The sequence below is a fragment of the Duganella sp. 3397 genome, assembly GCF_031456625.1.
Lineage (GTDB): Bacteria > Pseudomonadota > Gammaproteobacteria > Burkholderiales > Burkholderiaceae_D > Rugamonas > Rugamonas phyllosphaerae.
In genome coordinates this window covers 194,289-213,835 of sequence record NZ_JAVDVB010000007.1, presented here as the reverse complement: position 1 = coordinate 213,835, position 19,547 = coordinate 194,289, and the positions used below count along the sequence as shown (strand labels likewise).

Annotated in this window: 16 protein-coding genes; 7 read left to right on the top strand and 9 right to left on the bottom strand. The window is 64.4% G+C overall.

The features are described from left to right. Window positions 1-63 precede the first annotated feature (63 nt). Window positions 64-690, bottom strand: coding sequence for a glycerol-3-phosphate 1-O-acyltransferase PlsY (gene plsY, locus J2X54_RS22020; protein WP_070246465.1), 627 nt, complete (start codon window positions 688-690; stop codon window positions 64-66). Window positions 691-744: 54 nt separating this feature from the next. Further along, on the bottom strand, window positions 745-1,236 hold the full coding sequence (ybaK, locus tag J2X54_RS22015) for a Cys-tRNA(Pro) deacylase (protein WP_310183690.1): 492 nt from the start codon (window positions 1,234-1,236) through the stop codon (window positions 745-747). A gap of 58 nt (window positions 1,237-1,294) precedes the next feature. Here ybaK and J2X54_RS22010 point away from each other — a divergent pair, with 58 nt between their 5' ends. Further along, window positions 1,295-2,293 (top strand): endonuclease/exonuclease/phosphatase family protein, encoded by a 999-nt coding sequence (locus J2X54_RS22010; RefSeq protein WP_310183687.1) that lies wholly within the window; start codon window positions 1,295-1,297, stop codon window positions 2,291-2,293. Here the strand turns inward: J2X54_RS22010 and J2X54_RS22005 are convergent. Beyond that, window positions 2,282-3,997 (bottom strand): EAL domain-containing protein, encoded by a 1,716-nt coding sequence (locus tag J2X54_RS22005; protein ID WP_310183686.1) that lies wholly within the window; start codon window positions 3,995-3,997, stop codon window positions 2,282-2,284. The genes J2X54_RS22010 and J2X54_RS22005 overlap by 12 nt on opposite strands. 218 nt (window positions 3,998-4,215) lie before the next feature. On the opposite strand from J2X54_RS22005, the gene J2X54_RS22000 reads away from it, so the two are divergent. Then, window positions 4,216-5,445: an efflux RND transporter periplasmic adaptor subunit gene (locus tag J2X54_RS22000; RefSeq protein WP_310183683.1), complete on the top strand. Its 1,230-nt coding sequence runs from the start codon at window positions 4,216-4,218 to the stop codon at window positions 5,443-5,445. Window positions 5,446-5,448: 3 nt separating this feature from the next. Then, complete coding sequence (locus tag J2X54_RS21995; protein WP_310183680.1) at window positions 5,449-8,562, top strand: efflux RND transporter permease subunit; 3,114 nt, start codon at window positions 5,449-5,451, stop codon at window positions 8,560-8,562. A gap of 51 nt (window positions 8,563-8,613) precedes the next feature. Here J2X54_RS21995 and J2X54_RS21990 read toward each other — a convergent pair whose 3' ends face one another. From J2X54_RS21990 to J2X54_RS21975, 4 genes are all read right to left on the bottom strand, one after another. Continuing rightward, window positions 8,614-8,793: a hypothetical protein gene (locus J2X54_RS21990; RefSeq protein WP_070246472.1), complete on the bottom strand. Its 180-nt coding sequence runs from the start codon at window positions 8,791-8,793 to the stop codon at window positions 8,614-8,616. Between the two features lie 64 nt (window positions 8,794-8,857). Next, on the bottom strand, window positions 8,858-9,763 hold the full coding sequence (xerD, locus tag J2X54_RS21985; protein WP_070246473.1) for a site-specific tyrosine recombinase XerD: 906 nt from the start codon (window positions 9,761-9,763) through the stop codon (window positions 8,858-8,860). Continuing rightward, window positions 9,739-10,200 (bottom strand): methylated-DNA--[protein]-cysteine S-methyltransferase, encoded by a 462-nt coding sequence (locus J2X54_RS21980; protein WP_310183876.1) that lies wholly within the window; start codon window positions 10,198-10,200, stop codon window positions 9,739-9,741. Before J2X54_RS21980 ends, xerD begins: the two co-directional genes overlap by 25 nt. A gap of 633 nt (window positions 10,201-10,833) precedes the next feature. Beyond that, window positions 10,834-11,853, bottom strand: coding sequence for a TRAP transporter substrate-binding protein (locus tag J2X54_RS21975; RefSeq protein WP_070246477.1), 1,020 nt, complete (start codon window positions 11,851-11,853; stop codon window positions 10,834-10,836). A gap of 122 nt (window positions 11,854-11,975) precedes the next feature. On the opposite strand from J2X54_RS21975, the gene J2X54_RS21970 reads away from it, so the two are divergent. Continuing rightward, window positions 11,976-14,003, top strand: coding sequence for a PAS domain S-box protein (locus J2X54_RS21970; RefSeq protein WP_310183676.1), 2,028 nt, complete (start codon window positions 11,976-11,978; stop codon window positions 14,001-14,003). Window positions 14,004-14,007: 4 nt separating this feature from the next. Further along, on the top strand, window positions 14,008-14,595 hold the full coding sequence (locus J2X54_RS21965; protein ID WP_310183673.1) for a response regulator: 588 nt from the start codon (window positions 14,008-14,010) through the stop codon (window positions 14,593-14,595). A 3-nt stretch (window positions 14,596-14,598) separates the two neighbouring features. Here J2X54_RS21965 and J2X54_RS21960 read toward each other — a convergent pair whose 3' ends face one another. Then, a complete protein-coding gene (locus tag J2X54_RS21960; RefSeq protein ID WP_310183671.1) occupies window positions 14,599-16,377 on the bottom strand; it encodes a DUF885 domain-containing protein in 1,779 nt (592 codons plus the stop codon). Between the two features lie 59 nt (window positions 16,378-16,436). Continuing rightward, window positions 16,437-17,525, bottom strand: coding sequence for a tRNA epoxyqueuosine(34) reductase QueG (gene queG / locus J2X54_RS21955; protein ID WP_310183668.1), 1,089 nt, complete (start codon window positions 17,523-17,525; stop codon window positions 16,437-16,439). Between the two features lie 108 nt (window positions 17,526-17,633). Between queG and tsaE the strand changes: the two genes are divergently transcribed. Beyond that, window positions 17,634-18,131 (top strand): tRNA (adenosine(37)-N6)-threonylcarbamoyltransferase complex ATPase subunit type 1 TsaE, encoded by a 498-nt coding sequence (gene tsaE / locus J2X54_RS21950; RefSeq protein ID WP_310183665.1) that lies wholly within the window; start codon window positions 17,634-17,636, stop codon window positions 18,129-18,131. Next, complete coding sequence (locus tag J2X54_RS21945) at window positions 18,095-19,528, top strand: N-acetylmuramoyl-L-alanine amidase (protein WP_310183663.1); 1,434 nt, start codon at window positions 18,095-18,097, stop codon at window positions 19,526-19,528. Before tsaE ends, J2X54_RS21945 begins: the two co-directional genes overlap by 37 nt. Window positions 19,529-19,547 lie beyond the last annotated feature (19 nt).

The window sequence follows — 19,547 nt, the reverse complement described above, 5'->3', positions numbered from 1 at the left end:
TTTGCAAAACGTGATTTGTGACAGATGGGGCTGTCATTGGCGGAATCAACCGCCATCCCGCAATTATTTTCCGGCCTTGGCTGCCGGCTTGCTCTTGCTGCCGATCCGGCTCTCCTTGCCTGCCATCAGGTTACCGATGTTTTTGCTGTGGCGGAAGATGAGCAAGCCGCTCATCACGAACACGGCCAGCAATTGCGGCTCCACGCCGAACAGCAAGCCATAGTAGAACGGCGCAAACAGCGCAGCGACCAGCGCCGCCAGCGACGAGTAGCGAAACGCAAACGCGATCACCAGCCAGGTGGCCAACGTGGCCAGGCCCAGCCAGGGGTCGAGACCGAGCAACACGCCCAGCGCGGTGGCCACGCCCTTGCCACCGACAAAACGGAAGAATACCGGCCACAGGTGGCCGAGGAACACGGCAATCGCCACCAAGGCGATGGTGGCGTCGCCCACCTGCAATTGCTGCTGGTAGCGGATCGCCAGCCACACGGCAAGCCAGCCCTTGGCGCCGTCGCCAATCAATGTCACGATGGCAGCCGACTTGTTACCGCTTCGCAACACATTGGTGGCGCCGGGGTTTTTCGAGCCATACGTGCGCGGGTCGGCGATGCCGAACAATTTACTGGTAATCACCGCAAATGAGATCGAGCCGATCAGGTAGGCGGCCACGGTCATCCAAACTGTATTCATTGTTTCCTCTAGTTATAGCGTCCCTCGGGGCCGCAGAATATACACCGGCCCGGCTTACTCGGCCAGTGCGCAGTGCACTGGCTTGGCCTTGAGCAGATCAGTGAGCACTTGCGGGGCGATGCCGACCAGGTATCCCCTCCTGCCGCCATTGATATAAATTGTTTCCAGCGCAAGGATGCTATCCTCGACATACACCGGCATGGCCTTGCGCGTGCCGAACGGCGAGGTGCCGCCGATCTGGTAGCCGCTGTGGCGCGTGGCAACGTCCGGCTTGCACGGTTCCACCGACTTGCAGCCGATACCGCGCGCCAGGTTCTTGGTCGAGACCTTGCAGTCGCCATGCATGAGCACGATCATCGGTTTGGCGGCCTCGTCCTGCATCACCAGGGTCTTGACCACGTGGTGCTCGTCGACGCCGAGCGCGCGCGACGACACGCTGGTGCCGCCGTGGTCTTCGTAGTCGTACGGATGTTCAGAAAACACCACCTTGTGCTTGCGCAGCAGGCTGGTGGCCGGTGTCTCTGAGATGTGCTCTTTTTTAGCCATGCGTGATACGCTGTTTTTGCGTCAGTTTGTGAACGAGTTCGACTGGGAGTTTCTTATTATGCCGCAGGACATCCGCTTTGCCACTTTCAACGTTTGCAATCTTTCCCAGCCCGGGGCGAAATTGTACGACAATCTGGCGCCCCTCACGCCGGACGAATACGCGGCCAAAGTCGTGTGGACGGCGCAGCAGCTCGACCAGTTGAACGCCGACGTGATCGGCTTGCAGGAGATTTTCTCGATGGCCGCGCTGCGCGACGTGCTGGCCCACAGCAGCCGCTACCGCGACGCCACGCTGTGCGGCTTCGACCCCGCGCCCGATCCCGTCACCGGCGAACCACGCTTGACGCCCCAGGTGGCGCTGATCTCGCGGTTGCCGCTGGCCGGCCCCGCCACCGCCTACATGGTGTTCCCCGACGGCGCCACCCTGCCCGACGGTCACACCGACCTCGACCGCTTTGCCCGCGCGCCGCTGCACGCCCAGGTGGTGCTGCCCGACGAACGCATCGTCGACGTGCTGGTGATTCACCTGAAATCGAAGCGGCCCGATTACCGCCACGGCGACAGCAACGACAATCCTCTGTTATACGCCCAGGCCAACCTGCGCTCGCTGATCCGCCGTGGCACCGAGGCCGTGGCCCTGCGCGCCCTGCTCTCGGCCATGGACCGCGATGGCCGCCGCCCGCGCATCATCCTCGGCGACTTCAACGACACCATCGAGGCGGTCACCACCACCATCGTCATGGGATCGGGCTGCGCAGGCGTGGCCGGCGAGGAATTGAGCGGCAGGCTGTTCGACAGCAACCAGATCCAGCTGGGCCGCGACCGCCTGCGCCACGTCGGCTATACCCACATCCACGAAGGACACTACACCACCATCGACCACGTGCTGGTGTCGGAAGAATTCAACCCGGCGTCACCGAACGCGGTGGGCGAAGTGCTCGATGTAACGTACCTGAACGACCACCTGTTGCAGGACAAGCCGGAGGCGTCCGATCACGGGCAAGTGCTGGTGCGGCTGCGGCTATATCCACCCCCATCAACCCCATCAATCCAATAAACCACCAAGCCCGTCAAGCTGCCCGCTCGCTCTTGCAAACCGCCCCTGGTACTGGTCGCATCCGTGCAGCCGTAAAAATTCAAACTGCGCCCCGCTCTCCACTCCCTCGGCCAGCACGGTCAGCCCCAGGCTGTGGGCGATGGCAATGATGGCCTTGACCACCGCCACCTGCGCCACTTCTCCATCGAGTCCCCCGCTGACAAACGACAGGTCGATCTTCAATTTACTGAGCGCATAGTCGCGCAACTGCCCCACCCGGGTATAGCCGGTGCCGAAGTCGTCCAGCGCCAGCCGCACCCCGAGCGCCCCCAGGGCCGCCAGCGTGGACCGGGCGTTGCCGTCGTGGTGCATGATGACCGCTTCGGTCACTTCCAGCTCCAGCATGTGCGCCGGCAAGCCGGAGGCCGCCAGGGTGGCGGCCACCTTGTCGGCCAGGTTCTTCTGCATGAACTGGGTGCGCGATAGATTGACCGCCACCACCAGCGGATGGCCGGCCGCACGCCAGTGCGCAGCTTCAAGGCACGCCTGTGCCAGCACCCAGTCGCCGATGGGTACCATCAGGCCGGCCTCCTCGGCCACGCCCATGAATTGTTCGGGCAACAGCAGCCCGCGCACCGGGTGGCGCCAGCGCAGCAGCGCTTCGGCTGCCAGCGGCTGGCCGCTGGCGATCTCGACTTGCGCATCGTAGATCAGCAGGAACTGGTCCTGCGCCAGGGCCAGGCGCAATTCGTCTTCGAGCGTGGCGCGCTGGCGGATCTGGCGGTTCATGGCGGGGCTGAAGAACGCGAAACCGTTGCGGCCATTGGTTTTGGCATGGTACATGGCCAGGTCGGCGTGTTGCATCAGGGTGTCGATGTCCTCGCCGTCGGCCGGGAAGATGGCCACGCCGATCGACGCGCTCACGTGCAGCCGGTGCGCGTCGATGCGAAATTCGCGGGCGATGGCCTTGCCGATGGTGGCGGCCACGTGCGCCGCCTGGTCGATGGCGCCGATGTCGGCCAAAATCACCACGAATTCGTCGCCGCCCTGGCGGCTCACGGTATCGACGCTGCGCACGCAGCGCACCAGCCGCGCGGCCGCCTCGCGCAGCAGCAGGTCGCCGATGTGGTGGCCCAGCGCATCGTTGATGCCCTTGAAGCGGTCGAGGTCGATGAACAGCAGCGCTACCAGGCGCCCGTTGCGGCGCGCCGCCGCCAGCGCCTGGCGCATGCGGTCGCGCAGCAGGATGCGGCTGGGCAGGCCGGTCAGAAAGTCGTGCTCGGCCAGGTGGCGCGCATGCGCGTCGAAGCGGCTGCGGACGGCCACATTCGCCATCAGCGCCAGGTAGATCGCCACCTGCTCGTCGTGGCGCGCGGTGGTCTCGCGCATCACCGCGCACAGCAGCTGCCGGCCATCGTGCGGCACGCTGGTGAGCATGATGTCGACCCAGAACTCGCGGCCGTCGCGGCCCACGCAGCGCCAGTCGAAGCGCAGGTTGCCGAGCTGGCGCGCCCGCCAGCCCAGCGCGGTGAGAATGGGCGCCGACAGCACCCCGCCCACCTGCTGCAACGGTGAAAAATCGGCCAGCCGGTAGCCGAGCATGAGCGCAGGCGCGGCGCAGCCGAACATGCGCAGCGCACCGGGATTGATATCGACGAAGCGCTCACCGTCGATTACGGCCAGCGCGTCGCTGGTGTGCTGGTACACCGCCAAGTTTGGCCACATGGGTAACCTTTCAAAAGGCGCCCTGCCGGGCCTTCGCCATTCTTGCGGTACATCAAACTGCCGCGTTTGACCTCGCTCAATCGCGCTCCAATCGCTGTTTTCCGCAGTTCAGCCACGCTTTTATGCCAACCGTCGCACGGCGGTCGTCCGGCCTCTTGCAAATGACTACAGTGCCAACATGCGAAACCTTTGCACCTGAACCAGAACAGAAGACCGCCATGACCATGAACGCCGCGCACTCCATCCCCCTCCACTCTGCCCGCGCACGTGCGTCACGTGCATGGCGCAAGCCGGCGCTGGCCGCCGCTGTCGTGGCCATCGTCGCTGGCGGCGCCTGGTTCGCGCTGCGCCCGATCCCGGCCCCGGCCAGCGTGCCTGCCACCAAAGTGGCGGACAAGCCGCCGGTGCTGGAACTCGGCAGCGCGGACGTGGCCGCCATTTCCGCCAGATCACTGGCGCTCAGTTTGCCCTTGTCCGGCTCGCTGGCGCCCCTTTCATCGGCCACCATCAAGTCCAAGGTCTCGGGCGTGGTGCAGGCTACCACCGTGCAGGAAGGCATGGCCGTGTCCGCCGGCCAGGTACTGGCGCGCATCGACCAGGCCGACCTGCGCGCGCGGCTGCAACAGCAGCAGGCGCAACTCGATGAGGCGCAGGCCCGCCTGGCAATGGCCACCAAGAACGAAGGCAACAGCGGCGCCCTGCTGGCGCAAAAATACATTTCGCAAAACGCCTACGACTCCACCCAGAACAGCGTGGAACTGGCGCGCGCCAGCGTCAAGTCGGCGCAGGCGATGGTCGCTATCGCGCGCATTGCACTCGAAGACGGCGTGATCCGCGCGCCGATTGCCGGCGTCATCAGCAAGCGCCACGTGCAGGCCGGCGAAAAGCTGGCGCCCGACATGCCGGTGTTCAGCATCGTCAACCTGTCCGAACTGACGCTCGAGGCGCAGGTACCGGCCTCGGAAATTCCACGCGTGCGGGTGGGCCAGGATGTGCGGTTCCGCGTCGATGGCTACCAGCAGCGCGAGTTCACCGGCAAGGTGGCGCGCATCAACCCGTCCACCGAGGCCGGTTCACGCGCGCTGCTGGTGTATATCGCCGTGCGCAACGACGACGCCGCGCTGCGCGCCGGCATGTTCGCCAAGGGCGCCATCGTCACCGACCGCGCCGAGGTGGCGCCGGTGGTGCCGCTTGCCGCGCTGCGCGACGACAACGGCCGCCAGGTCGTGTACCGCATCACCGGCGGCAAGGTGGTAGCGCAACCGGTCACGCTGGGCCTGCGCAACGACGACGACGGCACGGCGCAGGTGCTGGCCGGCCTGGAAGATGGCGCGCGGGTGATTATCTCCAAGCTGCCTGCCGTGAAGCCAGGCGCGCAGGTCAGCCTGCCGGCCGACGCTGCGGCCACTGCAGCCACTGCCGCCGCCGCCCAGCCGAAGAAAGGCTAAGCCATGTGGATCACCAAAATCAGCATCGGCCACCCGGTATTTGCCACCATGGTCATGGTGGCCCTGATGGTGCTGGGCCTGTTTTCGTACCGCGAACTGGGCATGGAAGCGATGCCCAACGTGGAAATCCCGGGCGCGATGATCGAAGTGAATTATCCGGGCGCCTCGCCCGAGGCGGTCGAGAACGACATCACCCGCCCCATCGAAGAGTCGGTCAACACCGTCAGCGGCATCAAGACCCTGCGCGCCAACTCGTGGGAAGGCCGCGGCGCGGTGTATGTGGAATTCGAGCTGTCCACCAATATGGACAAGGCCATGCAGGACATCCGCGACAAGGTGGCCATGGTGCGCCCGCGCTTTCCGCGCGAGGCGAAAGATCCGTTCATCGTCCGCTTCGAGGGTGAGAACAGCCGGCCGGTGGCGCAGATCGGCTTGACTGCCACCGCGCACGACCTGCGCGACCTGTCGACCATGGCCGACCAGGTGATCGGCAAGCGCTTCCAGGGCGTGGCCGGGGTGGGCCAGGTACGCCTGAACGGCATGGCCGCGCGCCAGATCCTGGTCAACCTGCGCCCGGCCGACATGACCGCGCAGGCGATCGGCGTCGATGAAGTGATCAATGCGATTACCGCCACCAACGCCAACCTGCCGGCCGGTTCGATCAGCCTGGGCGCCGACGAGCGCCTGGTGCGGGTGGAAGGCAAGATGAAGCAGGCGCGCGACTTCAACAAGATCATCGTGGCGCGCCGCGCCAACGGCCCGGTGTACCTGGAACAGGTGGCCACGGTGGTCGATGGCGCCCAGGAAGAGATGTCGATCTCGCGCCTGAACGGCCAGCGCGCGGTCATCCTCGACATCACCAAGGTGCAGGACGCCAACGTGGTGGAAGTGGGCCAGCGCATCCAGAAAGTGGCGGCCGACCTGCGCAAGACACTGCCCGCCGACATCACCCTCACCGTCCTCAACGACGAATCGGTCAAAGTGCAGGCCCAGCTCGACAACGTCAAGCGCACCATCGTCGAAGGCGCGGTCTTGACCATGGTGATCGTGTTCTTCTTCCTGCACTCGTGGCGCTCGACCATCATCACCGGGCTGACCTTGCCGATCTCGGTGCTGGCCAGCTTCATCGCCATGAAGTTCTTCGGCTTCACGCTCAATATGCTCACCCTGATGGCGCTGTCGCTGTGCATCGGCCTGCTGATTGACGACGCCATCGTGGTGCGTGAAAACATCGTGCGCCACCTCGGCATGGGCAAGAACCACCACCAGGCAGCCGAGGACGGCACCAACGAAATCGGCCTGGCGGTGATGGCCACCACCTTTGCCATCGTGGCCGTGTTCATCCCGGTGGCGTTCATGCAGGGCATTATCGGGCGCTTCTTCCTGCAGTTCGGCATCACGGTGGCAGTGGCCGTGCTGGTGTCGCTGTTCGTCAGCTTCACGCTCGACCCGATGCTCTCGTCGGTCTGGCCCGACCCGGTCAAGGACCGTTTCAAATATGCGCCGTGGCTGGGCCGCTTGATGCACTGGCTCGAAGGCGGCGTGGACCGGCTGCACGTGGTGTATGGCAAGGTGCTGGGGGGCGCGCTGCGCTGGCGCAAGCTCACCCTGGCCGCCGCTTTTGCCCTGTTTGCCGGCAGCCTGCTGCTGGTGCCGATGATCGGCGGCGAGATGATGCCCGAGCAGGACAACGGCTGGGTCAACCTGCAGATGAAAACCCCGGTCGGCTCGAGCCTGCAATACACGGACAGCAAGGTCAAGCAGGTGGAAGCGGCGTTGAAGGCGTTTCCGGAGATCGCCAGCGTGATCGCCGTGGTGGGTACGCAGGACGGCCGCAACACGGCGCAGATCGACATGAAGCTGCTCGACCGCGCGCACCACCAGCGGCCGTCGCAAAAGGAGATGGAGCGCCGCATCCGCGAGCGCCTCAATAAAATCGCCGGCATCACCATGTCGGTGGGCTGGAAGCCGATCTTTATCGCCATCCTTGGCACCGACGAAGCCAAGCTCGACAAGGTGGCCCATCAGCTGATGGACAAGATGCGGGCCATTCCCGGCGTGGTGGACCTGGAATACAGCCAGGAAGGCGCCAACCCGTCCACCAACATCAAGATCAACAACGAGCTCGCCAGCGACCTCGGTTTGACGGTGCAGCAGATCGGCACGGCGCTGCGCCCGTTCGTGGCCGGTGACACCACCAGCCACTTCCTTGCCGCCGACGGCCAGAACTACGAAGTCAATGTGCAACTGCCCAAGTCGGGCCGGCAGACGGTGGCCGACCTGGCCGACTTGTCGCTGGCGTCAAGCAAGCTGGGGCCGGACGGCGCGCCGCTGATGGTGCCGCTGCGCCAGGTGGTGGACTTCGTGCCAGCGTTCAGCCCGCAGGTGCTCAAGCGCCAGGCGCTGCAACGGCGGGTGGCGATTTATGCCAACACCCAGGGCCGCCCCGGCGGCGACATCGACAGCGACATCAAGAAGGCCATCGACAGCGTCACCCTGCCCGACGGCGTGCGCTTCGACGTCGGTGGCAATGCCCAGGAAATGCAGGAGAGCATGACCTCGGCCATGGTGGCGCTCGGCATCGCGGTGATCTTCATCTACCTGGTGCTGGCCTCGCAGTTCGGCAGCTTCCTGCAGCCGGTGGCAATCATGATGTCGCTGCCGCTCTCCTTGATCGGGGTGCTGGTGGCGCTCTTGGTCACCGGCAGCACGCTCAATATCTTCTCGGTAATCGGCTTCATCATGCTGATGGGCCTGGTGACCAAGAACGCCATCTTGCTGGTGGACTTTACCAACCAGGCGCAGCAGGAAGGCATGGGGCAGTTCGAAGCGATCATGCGCGCCGGCCAGGTACGGCTGCGGCCGATCGTGATGACGACGCTGGCGATGGTGTTCGGCATGCTGCCGATGGCAATCGGCATGGGGGAAGGCGGCGAGACGCAGGCGCCGATGGGCCGCGCCGTGATCGGCGGGGTGATCACGTCCACCATCCTGACCCTGGTGGTGGTACCGGTGGCGTACACCTACCTCGATAACCTGGGCAAGCGCTGCGTGCGGTACTTCAAGCGGCGCCACGACGTGGCGGACGTTGACTTGAGCACGGCAGCAACCCGGTAAGGCCGGGGTCGGACCCCGTACGGGGTCCGACCCCATATGTGCGGGGTTAAACTATTCTTTCGGCGCTTCAGCCTCATCCTCGTCAGCGCCGTCAGCACCGTCGGCGCCTTCGCTGCCCTCTTCCTGCCCCGAACTCTTCAGTTCTGCCTTGCGGCGCGCCTTTTCGTCGGCTTTCTTCTTTTTTTCCAGTTCACGCTGGCGTTTTTCGTACGAATAGTTTGTCTTTGCCATTTGCTACCTCTTCTAGTAAGTCATCTGACCACATTATGACGCACTTGAGCCAAACGCAAGTAATTCAGCCGCGAGGATGATGCGCCGCATGCAGTATCTTGAGTCGCTCACGGGCTACGTGGGTATAAATCTGTGTGGTGGAAATGTCTGAATGGCCCAGCAGCAGCTGCACCACGCGCAGGTCGGCGCCGTGGTTGAGCAGGTGGGTGGCAAACGCGTGGCGCAAGGTGTGCGGCGATAGCGGCACGGTGATGCCGGCTTTTAATGCGTGTTTTTTGATCAACACCCAGAACATCTGCCGCGTCATCGCCGCGCCGCGCCCGGTAACGAACAGCGCATCATCGACCTGGCCGTTGAGGATTACGCCGCGCGCGCCCTTCACATAACGCTCGATCCACAACCGCGCCTGCTCGCCGAACGGCACCAGCCGCGTCTTGGCGCCTTTGCCGGTAATGCGCAGCACGCCGTCGTTCATGCTCAGCTCGAGCATTTTCAGGTCAACCAGTTCGGAAACCCGCAAACCGCTCGCATACATCAGTTCCAGCATGGTGCGGTCGCGCAGGCCCAGCGGCGTGTTCAGGTCGGGGGCGCCCAGCAGGGCCTCCACTTGAATTTCGCTCAAGGTGTGGACGAAGCGCTGCGGCTGCTTGGCGGACGCCAGCTTGAGGCTGGGATCGTCCTTCAGGCGCCGCCGCTGCACCAGCATCTGGTAAAAGCGCTTGATCACCGACAACCGGCGGTTCGATGACGTCGCCTTGCCGCTGTCGGCGTGGCGCGCCGCCAGGTAAGCCTCGATATCGTGGCCGGCCACGGCCAGCAAGCCATCCACGCCTGGCCGCTGCGACTGCAGCCACTTGGCGAACAGGCGCATGTCGCGCCGGTAGGCGTCGAGCGTGTTCTTCGACAGGCCGTCTTCGAGCCACAGGCTGTCGCAGAACTCGTCGATCAGATCAGGGTTGTCTGTTGCCATGCGTATTCGCTCGATCCTTCGTGCGCCAGCAGCCAGCGCTTGATGCCCAGCAAGTAGCCGTTGGGGTCGTCGCTATTGGAAAAGCCGCCCAGGCCGCCGGCGGCGGTCACCCGGTGGCACGGGATCACGACCGGAAACCAGTTGGCGCCGCAGGCCTGGCCGACTGCGCGCGGCGCCGATGCGACATGCCTGGCCAGTTCGCCATAGGTGCGCATGCTGCCGGCAGGAATCGAGCTGATGGCGTCCCACACCTTGCGCTGGAACTCGGTGCCGGCCGGGCGCAGCGGCAGGTCGAAGACAAACGACGGGTCGGCGCAGTAGCGCTGTAACTGCTCGGCAGCCAGGCGCGCGGTGGCGTCAGCAGGTTCCTTTGCCTCAGCATGGGGCGGCAGATAACAGAGCTCGGTAATCTGCCCCGCCACGGTGCGGATGCCCATTTTGCCAAACGGCAGGGCCAGGACAGCAGAAAAATTTTCATACGCTTGTGGTATTTTCGTCACAGTTTTTCTATCCAAATGCACCAAAAAAGGTCGTGTCCGCTTGTGCTGATGCACCAATATGTTGCGTATTTACTACACGAAAGGGAGAGGTGGCGGCCTTGCGCACGCGGTTTTCGCGCACGCCCGGCAACATTGTAAGGGCGCGCACAAAAAAAAACGCACCCTGAGGTGCGTTTCCAAATCCTGCTTCACGTTCCCGGCCATTTACCTGCCTGTTTGTCTGCCCGGGTAACTACCCTAACGCACGCTTGTGGCGGCTTGCAGAGGCTAAGCAACGACATTCTGTAAAACGTGTGTCTCCTCAATTGATCGCCGGTTTTTGATCACCGATTCTATCTTCACTCCCCACTGACTATTCGGGGCCCTGGTGCAAGGTTCGCATTAACTTATGCGTAAATCCCTGAGAGCGAAGCAATCATAACGTATCTTTATCTCCGCAATACAGTTTTTTTATGACAACCTTGAGCCGATACTTTAAGAATAAATTGAATTTCCTGAAGAGTGACTAATTTTATGGTATGCGTTTGATACAGCTCAAATGTGCGAGATTTTTGACTAAGACGCAATAATCTAGCGCCTGGCAGTGGGCTGTGCCGCTTCCCTGTTAATCGACGAAATCAGGTCCTTGCCGATCCGGCTCTCCATCGCCCGCTGCACCGGCACCATGGCCGCACGCCACTCGGCCTGCTCCTGCGCCGTCAGCGTGATCACCTGGGTCTTGCCGGTCTTGCGGATCGCTGCCAGCGCAGCGTCGTTGTCGCGCTGGGCGATGGCTTTCTCGTACACCGTCGCCTCCTTCATCGCGTTGTCGAGCGCGCGGCGGATGTCGGTGGGCAGACCGTCCCAGAACTTCTTGTTGACGATCACCGCGTAGCCCAGGTAGCCGTGGTTGGAGACCGTCACGTACTTCTGCACCTCGTGCATCTTCTGGGTATACATATTCGATGGCGTATTCTCGGTGCCCTCCACCACCCCGCTCTGCAAGGCCTGGTACACGTCGGAGAACGCCAGCACCTGCGGGTTGGCGCCCAGCGCACGCATCTGGGCGTCGAGCACTTTCGACGACTGGATACGCATGCGCAGGTCGCGGAAGTCGGCCGGTCTGCGCAGCGGCTTGTTGGCAGACATGACCTTGAAGCCGTTGTCCCAGAACGCCAGGCCGGTAATGCCCTTGGTTTCGAGTTTTTTCAGCAGGCTGCGGCCGATCGGTCCTTCGGTCACGCTGTTGAGCATGGCCGTGGACGGGAAGATGTACGGCAAATCGAACGCCTCGAACTCCTTCACGCCCAGTGGGCCGAACTTGGCCAGCGACGGCGCCAGCATCTGCACCGCGCCCAGCTGCAAGGCTTCCAGCTCTTCTTTATCCTTGTAGAGCTGGCTGTTCGGATACACTTCGACCTTGACCCGGCCCTTCGTGGCCTGTTCCGCCAGCAGTTTGAAGCGTTCGGCCGCCTGTCCCTTGGGGGTGTCGCGCGCGACCACGTGGCTGAACTTGATGACGATGGGGGCCTGGGCGTAAGCATTCAGGCTCGACACCGCGCTGAATGCAACGGCGGCACCGACAGCGGCCAGGACGAGGCGCAGTTTCATGGAGTCTCCGGAATTTAACGATACACTTCGATACACTTGTGCCGGTAGTTTGACCGATTCTCCCGGACAAAGCCAATATTTGCCTTTTTATACAGACTCATACAGCCATCCCACGCCCCCGCATGAACCAGCCGCTCTCTTCTCCCTTTGCCGTGCCCCGTCCGCAACGGAGTACCGCGCTGCGCTGGCTGTTGCCGATTTTGCTGGTGCTGTTTTTCCTGGCGATCCTGATCTGGCTGCCGTGGCAGGCGCGCCAGATGGAGAGCAACGAGCGCCAGGAGCAACTGATCGCCGACACCCTGTGGGTGGAACAGACCATCCGCTTCCAGATGGCGCGCGACGAGGAAAGCCTGCGCCAGCTGGGGCAGGAGATCAATAGCGGACGCCTGCAGCACGACCAGCTGCACGACCGCATGGCGCGCATCCTCAAGAACGGCAACGAACTGCTGCGCGTGTTCTGGCTGCGCCCCGACGGCCACCTGGTCGCCACCAGCGATGCGCAACCGACCGCCGTGCCACTGTCGCCGGCCTCGCAGGCGACCATGGAACTGACGCGCAAGACCCGCAGCGCCATGTACACCCAGCCCGAGGCGCGCCCCGGCGACCCCGGCGCCGATCCCACCGAGGTGCTGATGGATTACCACGTGCCGCTGTATCGCGGCAACGAGTACCTGGGCGACCTGGTGGCCACCTACCGCACCAGCGCCCTGCTCGACGAAATGGTGCCGTGGTGGTTCGCGCAAGACAACCAGGTCACGCTGGTGGACCGCGACGACAAGGTGCTGGCGCGGCGCGCCGCCGCCGGCCCCGGCCACGGCGTGTACACGCACAAGCGCGCGCTCGACCTGGCCGGCGCCTCGGTGCGGCTGGTGACCGACAGCGTCAAGAGCGCGCCAAAGCTGCTGCCCAATTTGCTGGTCGGCTCGGTGATCGTGCTCTCGCTCGGGCTGCTGTGGAGCCTGGTGGCGCTGTGGGGCCACATCTCCAAGCGGCTGGCGGCCGAAGGCGCGCTGCGCCAGCAGGTGTCGTTCCGCACCGCGATGGAAAACTCCCTGGTCACGGGCCTGCGCGCGCGCGACCTCGAGGGCCGCATCACGTACGTCAATCCCGCCTTCTGCGAAATCGTCGGCTACCCGGCCGAGGACATCGTGGGCAGGCTGCCGCCGATGCCCTACTGGGCGCCCGAGGCGATGGAGGAATACCAGAGCCGCTTCGCCTCCGTCCTGGCGGGCAAGGTCACGCCGCAGTTCGAGACCTTCTTCCAGCGCCCCGACGGCGAGCGCATACCGGTGCTGGTATTCGAGGCGCCGCTGGTGGACAACAACGGCAAGCAGACCGGCTGGATGGGCTCCATCCTCGATATCTCGGACCGCAAGCGGGTGGAGGAACTCAATCGCCAGCAGGAGGAAAAGCTGCAATCGAGCGCGCGCCTGGCCACCATGGGCGAACTGGCCTCGATGCTGGCGCACGAACTCAATCAGCCGCTGGCCGCCATTTCCAGCTACACCACCGGCGCCCTGAACGTGCTGGGCCGCGCCGCCGACAATGGCACGCCGGTCGATGGCGCCTTGTTAAAACCGGCGCTGGAACAGGCCAGCGCTCAGGCCCAGCGCGCCGGCCAGATCATCCGCAGCGTGCACGGTTTCGTCAAAAAGCGCGAGCCACGGCGCCAGGCCGTGGCCCTGCCCGCGCTGCTCGACGGCATCCGCACCCTGATCGAACTGCAGGCACGCCAGCGCTACGTGACGTTCCAGACCGAGCTGCCAGCGGGCTTGCCGCCGGTGCTGGCAGACCACGTGATGATCGAGCAGGTGTTGCTCAACCTCACCCGCAACGCCATCGACGCCATGCAGAACGTGCCGCCGCACCAGCGCCTGCTCACCGTGGTGGCGTCCCACGATGCCCAGGCCAACCAGGTCAGCGTGGCCGTGATCGACCGCGGCCACGGCATTTCCGAAGAAGTGGCGCAGCGTTTGTTCTCACCGTTTTTCTCCACCAAGTCCGAAGGCATGGGCATGGGGCTCAACATCTGCCGCACTGCGATAGAATTCCACGGCGGCGCGCTCACTTACAGCGCCAATCCGCAGGGCGGTACCATATTCACATTCGTATTGCCGGCAGCGCCGGTGGTGGCGACAGAGGAGATTTGAACATATGCTGCATATCGTCGATGACGAAGCGGTCGTACGCGACGCGCTGACCTGGCTGGCCACTTCGCGCGGCATCGTCTCGCGCGCCTACGAGGGCGCACTGCAATTTTTGCAGCAGGTCGACAGCGGCGATTTCGATCCCGGTGGCGACTGCGTGCTGCTCGACGTGCGCATGCCCGACATGAACGGCGTGGCCGTGTTCGACCACCTGGCCACGCGCAGCCTCACCGCGCGCATGCCGGTGATTTTCCTCACCGGCCACGGCGACGTACCGATGGCGGTGGATACGCTGAAACGCGGCGCCTTCGATTTCTTCGAGAAGCCGTTCAACGACAACCAGTTGATGGACCGGGTGCAGGAAGGCCTGGCCGGCTCGCGCCAGGCCGGCGAAATGGCGGCGGTGCACGCGCGCCTGGCCACGTTGTCCACCCGCGAGCGCGAAGTGCTGGACCTGATTTTGGCCGGCAAGATGAACAAGGTGGTGGCCGATGAACTGGGCATCAGCATGCGCACGGTGGAAGTGCACCGCGCGCATATCTTCGACAAGATGCAGGTCAAGACCGCCGTGGAGCTGGCGGGCTTGCTCAAGTAACTGTCAGGCGGCCTTGTGCCTGGCCACCCACTCGTCCACCGCCTGCTCCAGCACCGACAGCGGCACGTTGCCGAGATCGAGCACGGTGTTGTGGAAACCCTTGATCGAGAACTTGTCGCCCAGCGCCGCCTGCGCCTTGGCGCGCAAATCGAGAATGCGCAGCATGCCGATCTTGTAGGCGCAGGCCTGGCCCGGCATCACCACGTAGCGCTCCACTTCCGCTGCCGGAATGCCGTAGTCGATGCCCTGCTGGCGCGTCCACTTCATCGCGTGCAGGCCGGTATCGACCACCAGCCGCCGCGCGCGGAACAGTTCCGCGTCGAGCTGGCCGAGGCGGCCCACGGTGTCGCCCTCGTACCAGTTGTTTTCCGCCGCCAGTTGCTCGGCATACAGCGCCCAGCCCTCGGTAAAGGCCGATCCCGTGTTGAACACGCGGTCCTGGCGGTAGCGCGGCAAACTGGTATTTTCCTGCTGCAGCGCGATCTGGAAGTGGTGGCCCGGCACCGCCTCGTGGTAGACCAGCGTGCGCATGCCAACGATGCGGAACTCGGGCCCCGGCAGCGGCGCCCAGAAAATGCCGGGCAAGGTGCCGTCGCGCGCCGGGCCGCTGTAGTGGGCCGCGGCCGTCTTCTCGGTAAATGGCGGCTCGCGGCGCACTTCCACCGGCGCTTTCGGTACATGGTCGAACAGGGTTTTGGCGCGCACTTCGGCGTCGCGCATATAGGCCGTATAGCGCTCCAGCAGCATCGGACGAGGGTCGGCTTGAGCGTCGGCCTTGGGCTGCGAGTCCTTTTCCAGTTTTTCCATGCGCTGCTTGATCGAGCCTTCCCGGTAGCCGATCGAGGCCAGCAAACCATCCATCTCTTTTTCGATGCGCGCCACTTCGCGCAGGCCGATGTCGTGCACCTGCTGCGGCGTGTAGTCCGATGACGTCATCTGGCGCAGCGCCACCGCGTACGCCTTGTCGCCGTCGGGCAGGCGCCACAGGCCGGCATCGTCGGTGGTGCGCGGCAGCTGCTCGCGCAGCAGCGCGCGGGTGCGCTCGAATGCCGGCAGCACCGACTGGGCCACGATGGCCCGCGCCTCGGCGGCAAACTTCGCCTGCTGCGCGGGCGTGACGTCCTTGACCTTTTCCATGCGCTGGGCAAAGGTGGTGACGAATACGTTCTTGTCGGCGCCGCCGTCGAGGAAGCGATCGAGCTGGCCGATGGCCGAATTGGTGATAAAGGTGGGCATCAAAAAACCCCGGCCGGCGGCGTCGCGCGCGCGGACAATGCCGGTGTCGACCTTGCCCGAGACAGCCCTCAGGCGCGCGAGGTAGTTCTCGATGTCGCGGCGGTTGCGGATCGGGTGCGCTTGCGTGAGGAAATTGACCAGCTGCACGTGCAGGCCGGTGAACTGGTTGAACACGAAGCGGTGGTCCTCGAACGGCGCACCGTCGATGGTGCCTTGCAGGTTCCAGGCGATGGTGGCCATGCCGGCCCGTTCTTGCGGCGTCATGGTCTTCTGGTCCATCGCGTTCAGTTTGGCCAGCGTGGCCTTGGCGCTGGCCACTTCTGCCGCGCGGTACGCCTGGGTATTGGGCGTGAGCAGGCCATCGAGCTTATCCTGCTCGGCGCCCTTGAAGTACTGGATGCGCGTGGCTTGCTCGGGATCCTTGCGCACCTTGTCGCTGGCAACCTGGTTGGCCCAGTCGTCGAACTTGGCGGCGCTGGCCACGGGGGCTGCGACGGTGAACGCTGCGGCAAGATACAACGAAACTAATGAACGGGAAGTTTGCATCGGCACGGCCCTTATTTGAGAGGAAAACTCGAGAGGAAAACCGCACGAGTGTAGCCGAGTCAGGCGTGGCAGGCCAGCGCCCATTGCACGTGTTCGCGCACCAGCGGCGACGGGTCGTCACGCCGTGCTTCCAGTGCCGCGACGATCGCCGCATCGCCTTTGGCGCCGGCCGCTGCGGCGTTGCCGAGGCCCACCGCCAGGTTGCGCAACCAGCGCTCGTGGCCGATGCGGCGGATCGGACTGCCCTCCATCTTGCGGTTGAATTCCTCGGCGCTCCAGCCGAACAACTCGATCATCGACGCGTCGCCCAGCCCGTGGCGCTGGTCGAAGTCGGGCAGCACCGCGCGCTCGGCGAACTTGTTCCACGGGCACGCGGTCTGGCAGTCGTCGCAGCCGTACACGCGGTTGCCGATCAGCGGGCGCAGCTCGAGCGGGATGGCGTTTTTCAGTTCGATAGTCAGGTACGAAATGCAGCGCCGGGCGTCGAGCCGGCCCGGGCCCAGGATTGCCTGCGTGGGGCAGGTGACGATGCAGGCCTGGCACTGGCCGCAGTGGCCGCTGGTGGGGGCGTCCACCGGCAATGGCAGATCGACCAGGAACTCGCCCATGAAAAACATCGAGCCGGCCGTGCGGCTGAGCAGCAGCGTGTGCTTGCCGCGCCAGCCCAGGCCCGCTTTTTCCGCCAGTGGCAATTCCATCAACGGCGCCGAATCGGTAAACACCCGGTAACCGAAGTCGCCGATCTCGGCCTTCACTTTATCGGCCAGCTGTTGCAGCCGGGCGCGCAGCACCTTGTGATAGTCGCGTCCGCGCGCATACACCGAGATCACGGCTGCGCCGGGGTCCGCCAGCCGGCGCGCCTCGCGCTCGCGCCAGTCGTTTTCGGTGTCCCTCGGCAGGTAGTTCATGCGGGCGCTGATCACCCGCACTGTGCCCGGCACCAGCTCGGCCGGGCGCGCGCGCAGCATGCCGTGGCTGGCCATGTAGTCCATTTCGCCGTGCATGCCGGCGTCCAGCCACGCCTGCAGGCCGGCCTCCGCATGCGACAGGTCGATGTCGGTGATGCGGATCTCGGCAAAGCCCAGCGCCACGCCCCAGTGCTTGATGCGCTGGGCCAGTTCGGCTAAATTGGATTCGGACAGGGACATCGGCGTGGAAGGTAGACAATACAAGCGGGGACGCTGGCGGTTACAATGGCTGGCGATATAACCCGCCATAACCTTACATTTTATTCGATGCAGGAGCTTGCAGCCCATATGTCCGACCAACACGCTCATTTTAAAGCCCATCTCGACGAGGAAGCAGCCACGCTGGCCCTCGGCGCGGCGCTGGCGCGGGCGTTGGCGCCTGGCCTGACGATCTACCTGCACGGCGACCTGGGCGCGGGTAAAACCGCCCTCACCCGCGCCCTGCTGCACGCGGCAGGCCACGTGGGCACGGTCAAGAGCCCCACCTACACCTTGTCGGAACCGTACCAGGTGCAGCTGGACGGGCGCGCCGTGGCCGTGATCCACTTCGACCTGTACCGCATGGGCAGCGCCGAGGAATTTCTCGACGCCGGCTTCCGCGAAGACTTTAATGGTGACAACATCTGCATCGTCGAATGGCCCGAAAAGGCCGAAGGCGTGCTGCCGCCGGCCGATATCGACCTGTATCTGACCGTGGCCGGCACGGGCCGTGATGTAGAATTGCAGGCGTCTACCGCCTTGGGTACCTCATGCCTTCAACGCCTCAAATTCGCCCCCAAGCTGTGAGCGATCCACTCACGCCCGTGGTACGCAACCGCCGCACCGTCCTCAAGGCCGGCGCCACCCTGCTGCTCTCCGTGTTTGCGCCGCTGCCCGCTTATGCCGCGCAGATCCTGGCCGTGCGCGTGTGGCCGGCCGACGACTACACCCGCGTGACGCTGGAAAACGATAGCGAACTGAAAACCACGCACTTCATGGTCAAGGACCCCGAGCGCATGGTGGTCGATATCGAAGGGCTGGAACTGAACCCCACGCTCAAGGGCCTGGTGGCCAAGATCCAGTCCAACGACCCGTACATCAAGCAGGTGCGCGTGGGCCAGAACCGGCCCAACGTGGTGCGGCTGGTGTTCGACCTCAAGGAGGAAATCAAGCCGCAGGTGTTCACCCTGGCGCCGGCCGGCGCGTACAAGCACCGCCTGATTTTCGACCTGTACCCGGTCAAGGAAGTGGACCCTATTGCCGCCATGATCGAGGAAGGCAACTGGACCAGCGGGGCGCCGCAACCTACCGCACCTGGCCTGCCGCCCCAGCCCGCCCAGCCGCCGATCGCGGTGCAGACCACGCCGCAGGCGCAGCTCGAAGCGCTCAAGCCCGACATCAAGGCCGAGCCGCGCGCCGAGCTGCGCGAGCAGGTCAAGACCGCCGAAGCGCAGGTGCGCCCGCCATCGAAAGGCGGCAAGGCCGATAAAATCGAGCGCATCATCACCATCGCGCTCGATCCCGGCCATGGCGGCGAAGACCCCGGCGCCTCCGGGCGCAACGGCAGCCGCGAGAAGGACATCGTATTGTCCATCGCCAAGCGCCTCAAGGGCAAACTGGAAGCCATCCCCAACATCCGCGTGATGCTCACCCGCGACGGCGATTATTTCGTCCCGCTGGGCAAGCGCGTGGAAAAGGCGCGCAAGGTGCAGGCCGACCTGTTCGTCTCGATCCACGCCGATGCCTTTGTCCAGCCCACCGCGCGCGGGTCGTCGGTGTTCGCGCTGTCGGAAAAAGGCGCCAGCTCGTCGGCGGCGCGCTGGCTGGCGGACAAGGAAAACGAAGCCGACACCATCGGCGGCGTCAACGTCCGTTCGCACGACCGGCAACTGGCCAGCGTGCTGCTCGACCTCTCCACCACCGCGCAGATCAACGACAGCCTCAAGCTGGGCAAGTCGGTGCTGGCCGAAATCGGCGGCATCAACCGCCTGCACAAGGGTTCGGTCGAGCAGGCCGGCTTCGCGGTGTTGAAGGCGCCGGACATTCCGTCGATCCTGATCGAGACCGCTTTCATCTCCAACCCCGAAGAAGAAGCCAAGCTGCGCGACGAGAACTACCAGAACCAGATGGCCGACGCCATCGTCAAGGGCATCCGCACCTACTTTGCGCGCAATCCCCCGCTGGCCCGGAACCGGCTCACCTGAACCCACTTACACGGAAACC

Excerpts from the sequence above, each read along its gene's own strand:
- plsY (WP_070246465.1), bottom strand. The coding sequence starts at position 690 with ATGAATACAGTTTGGATGACCGTGGCCGCCTACCTGATCGGCTCGATC.
- ybaK (WP_310183690.1), bottom strand. The coding sequence starts at position 1,236 with ATGGCTAAAAAAGAGCACATCTCAGAGACACCGGCCACCAGCCTGCTG.
- J2X54_RS22010 (WP_310183687.1), top strand. The coding sequence starts at position 1,295 with ATGCCGCAGGACATCCGCTTTGCCACTTTCAACGTTTGCAATCTTTCC.
- J2X54_RS22005 (WP_310183686.1), bottom strand. The coding sequence starts at position 3,997 with ATGTGGCCAAACTTGGCGGTGTACCAGCACACCAGCGACGCGCTGGCC.
- J2X54_RS22000 (WP_310183683.1), top strand. The coding sequence starts at position 4,216 with ATGACCATGAACGCCGCGCACTCCATCCCCCTCCACTCTGCCCGCGCA.
- J2X54_RS21995 (WP_310183680.1), top strand. The coding sequence starts at position 5,449 with ATGTGGATCACCAAAATCAGCATCGGCCACCCGGTATTTGCCACCATG.
- J2X54_RS21990 (WP_070246472.1), bottom strand. The coding sequence starts at position 8,793 with ATGGCAAAGACAAACTATTCGTACGAAAAACGCCAGCGTGAACTGGAA.
- xerD (WP_070246473.1), bottom strand. The coding sequence starts at position 9,763 with ATGGCAACAGACAACCCTGATCTGATCGACGAGTTCTGCGACAGCCTG.
- J2X54_RS21980 (WP_310183876.1), bottom strand. The coding sequence starts at position 10,200 with ATGGGCATCCGCACCGTGGCGGGGCAGATTACCGAGCTCTGTTATCTG.
- J2X54_RS21975 (WP_070246477.1), bottom strand. The coding sequence starts at position 11,853 with ATGAAACTGCGCCTCGTCCTGGCCGCTGTCGGTGCCGCCGTTGCATTC.
- J2X54_RS21970 (WP_310183676.1), top strand. The coding sequence starts at position 11,976 with ATGAACCAGCCGCTCTCTTCTCCCTTTGCCGTGCCCCGTCCGCAACGG.
- J2X54_RS21965 (WP_310183673.1), top strand. The coding sequence starts at position 14,008 with ATGCTGCATATCGTCGATGACGAAGCGGTCGTACGCGACGCGCTGACC.
- J2X54_RS21960 (WP_310183671.1), bottom strand. The coding sequence starts at position 16,377 with ATGCAAACTTCCCGTTCATTAGTTTCGTTGTATCTTGCCGCAGCGTTC.
- queG (WP_310183668.1), bottom strand. The coding sequence starts at position 17,525 with ATGTCCCTGTCCGAATCCAATTTAGCCGAACTGGCCCAGCGCATCAAG.
- tsaE (WP_310183665.1), top strand. The coding sequence starts at position 17,634 with ATGTCCGACCAACACGCTCATTTTAAAGCCCATCTCGACGAGGAAGCA.
- J2X54_RS21945 (WP_310183663.1), top strand. The coding sequence starts at position 18,095 with ATGCCTTCAACGCCTCAAATTCGCCCCCAAGCTGTGAGCGATCCACTC.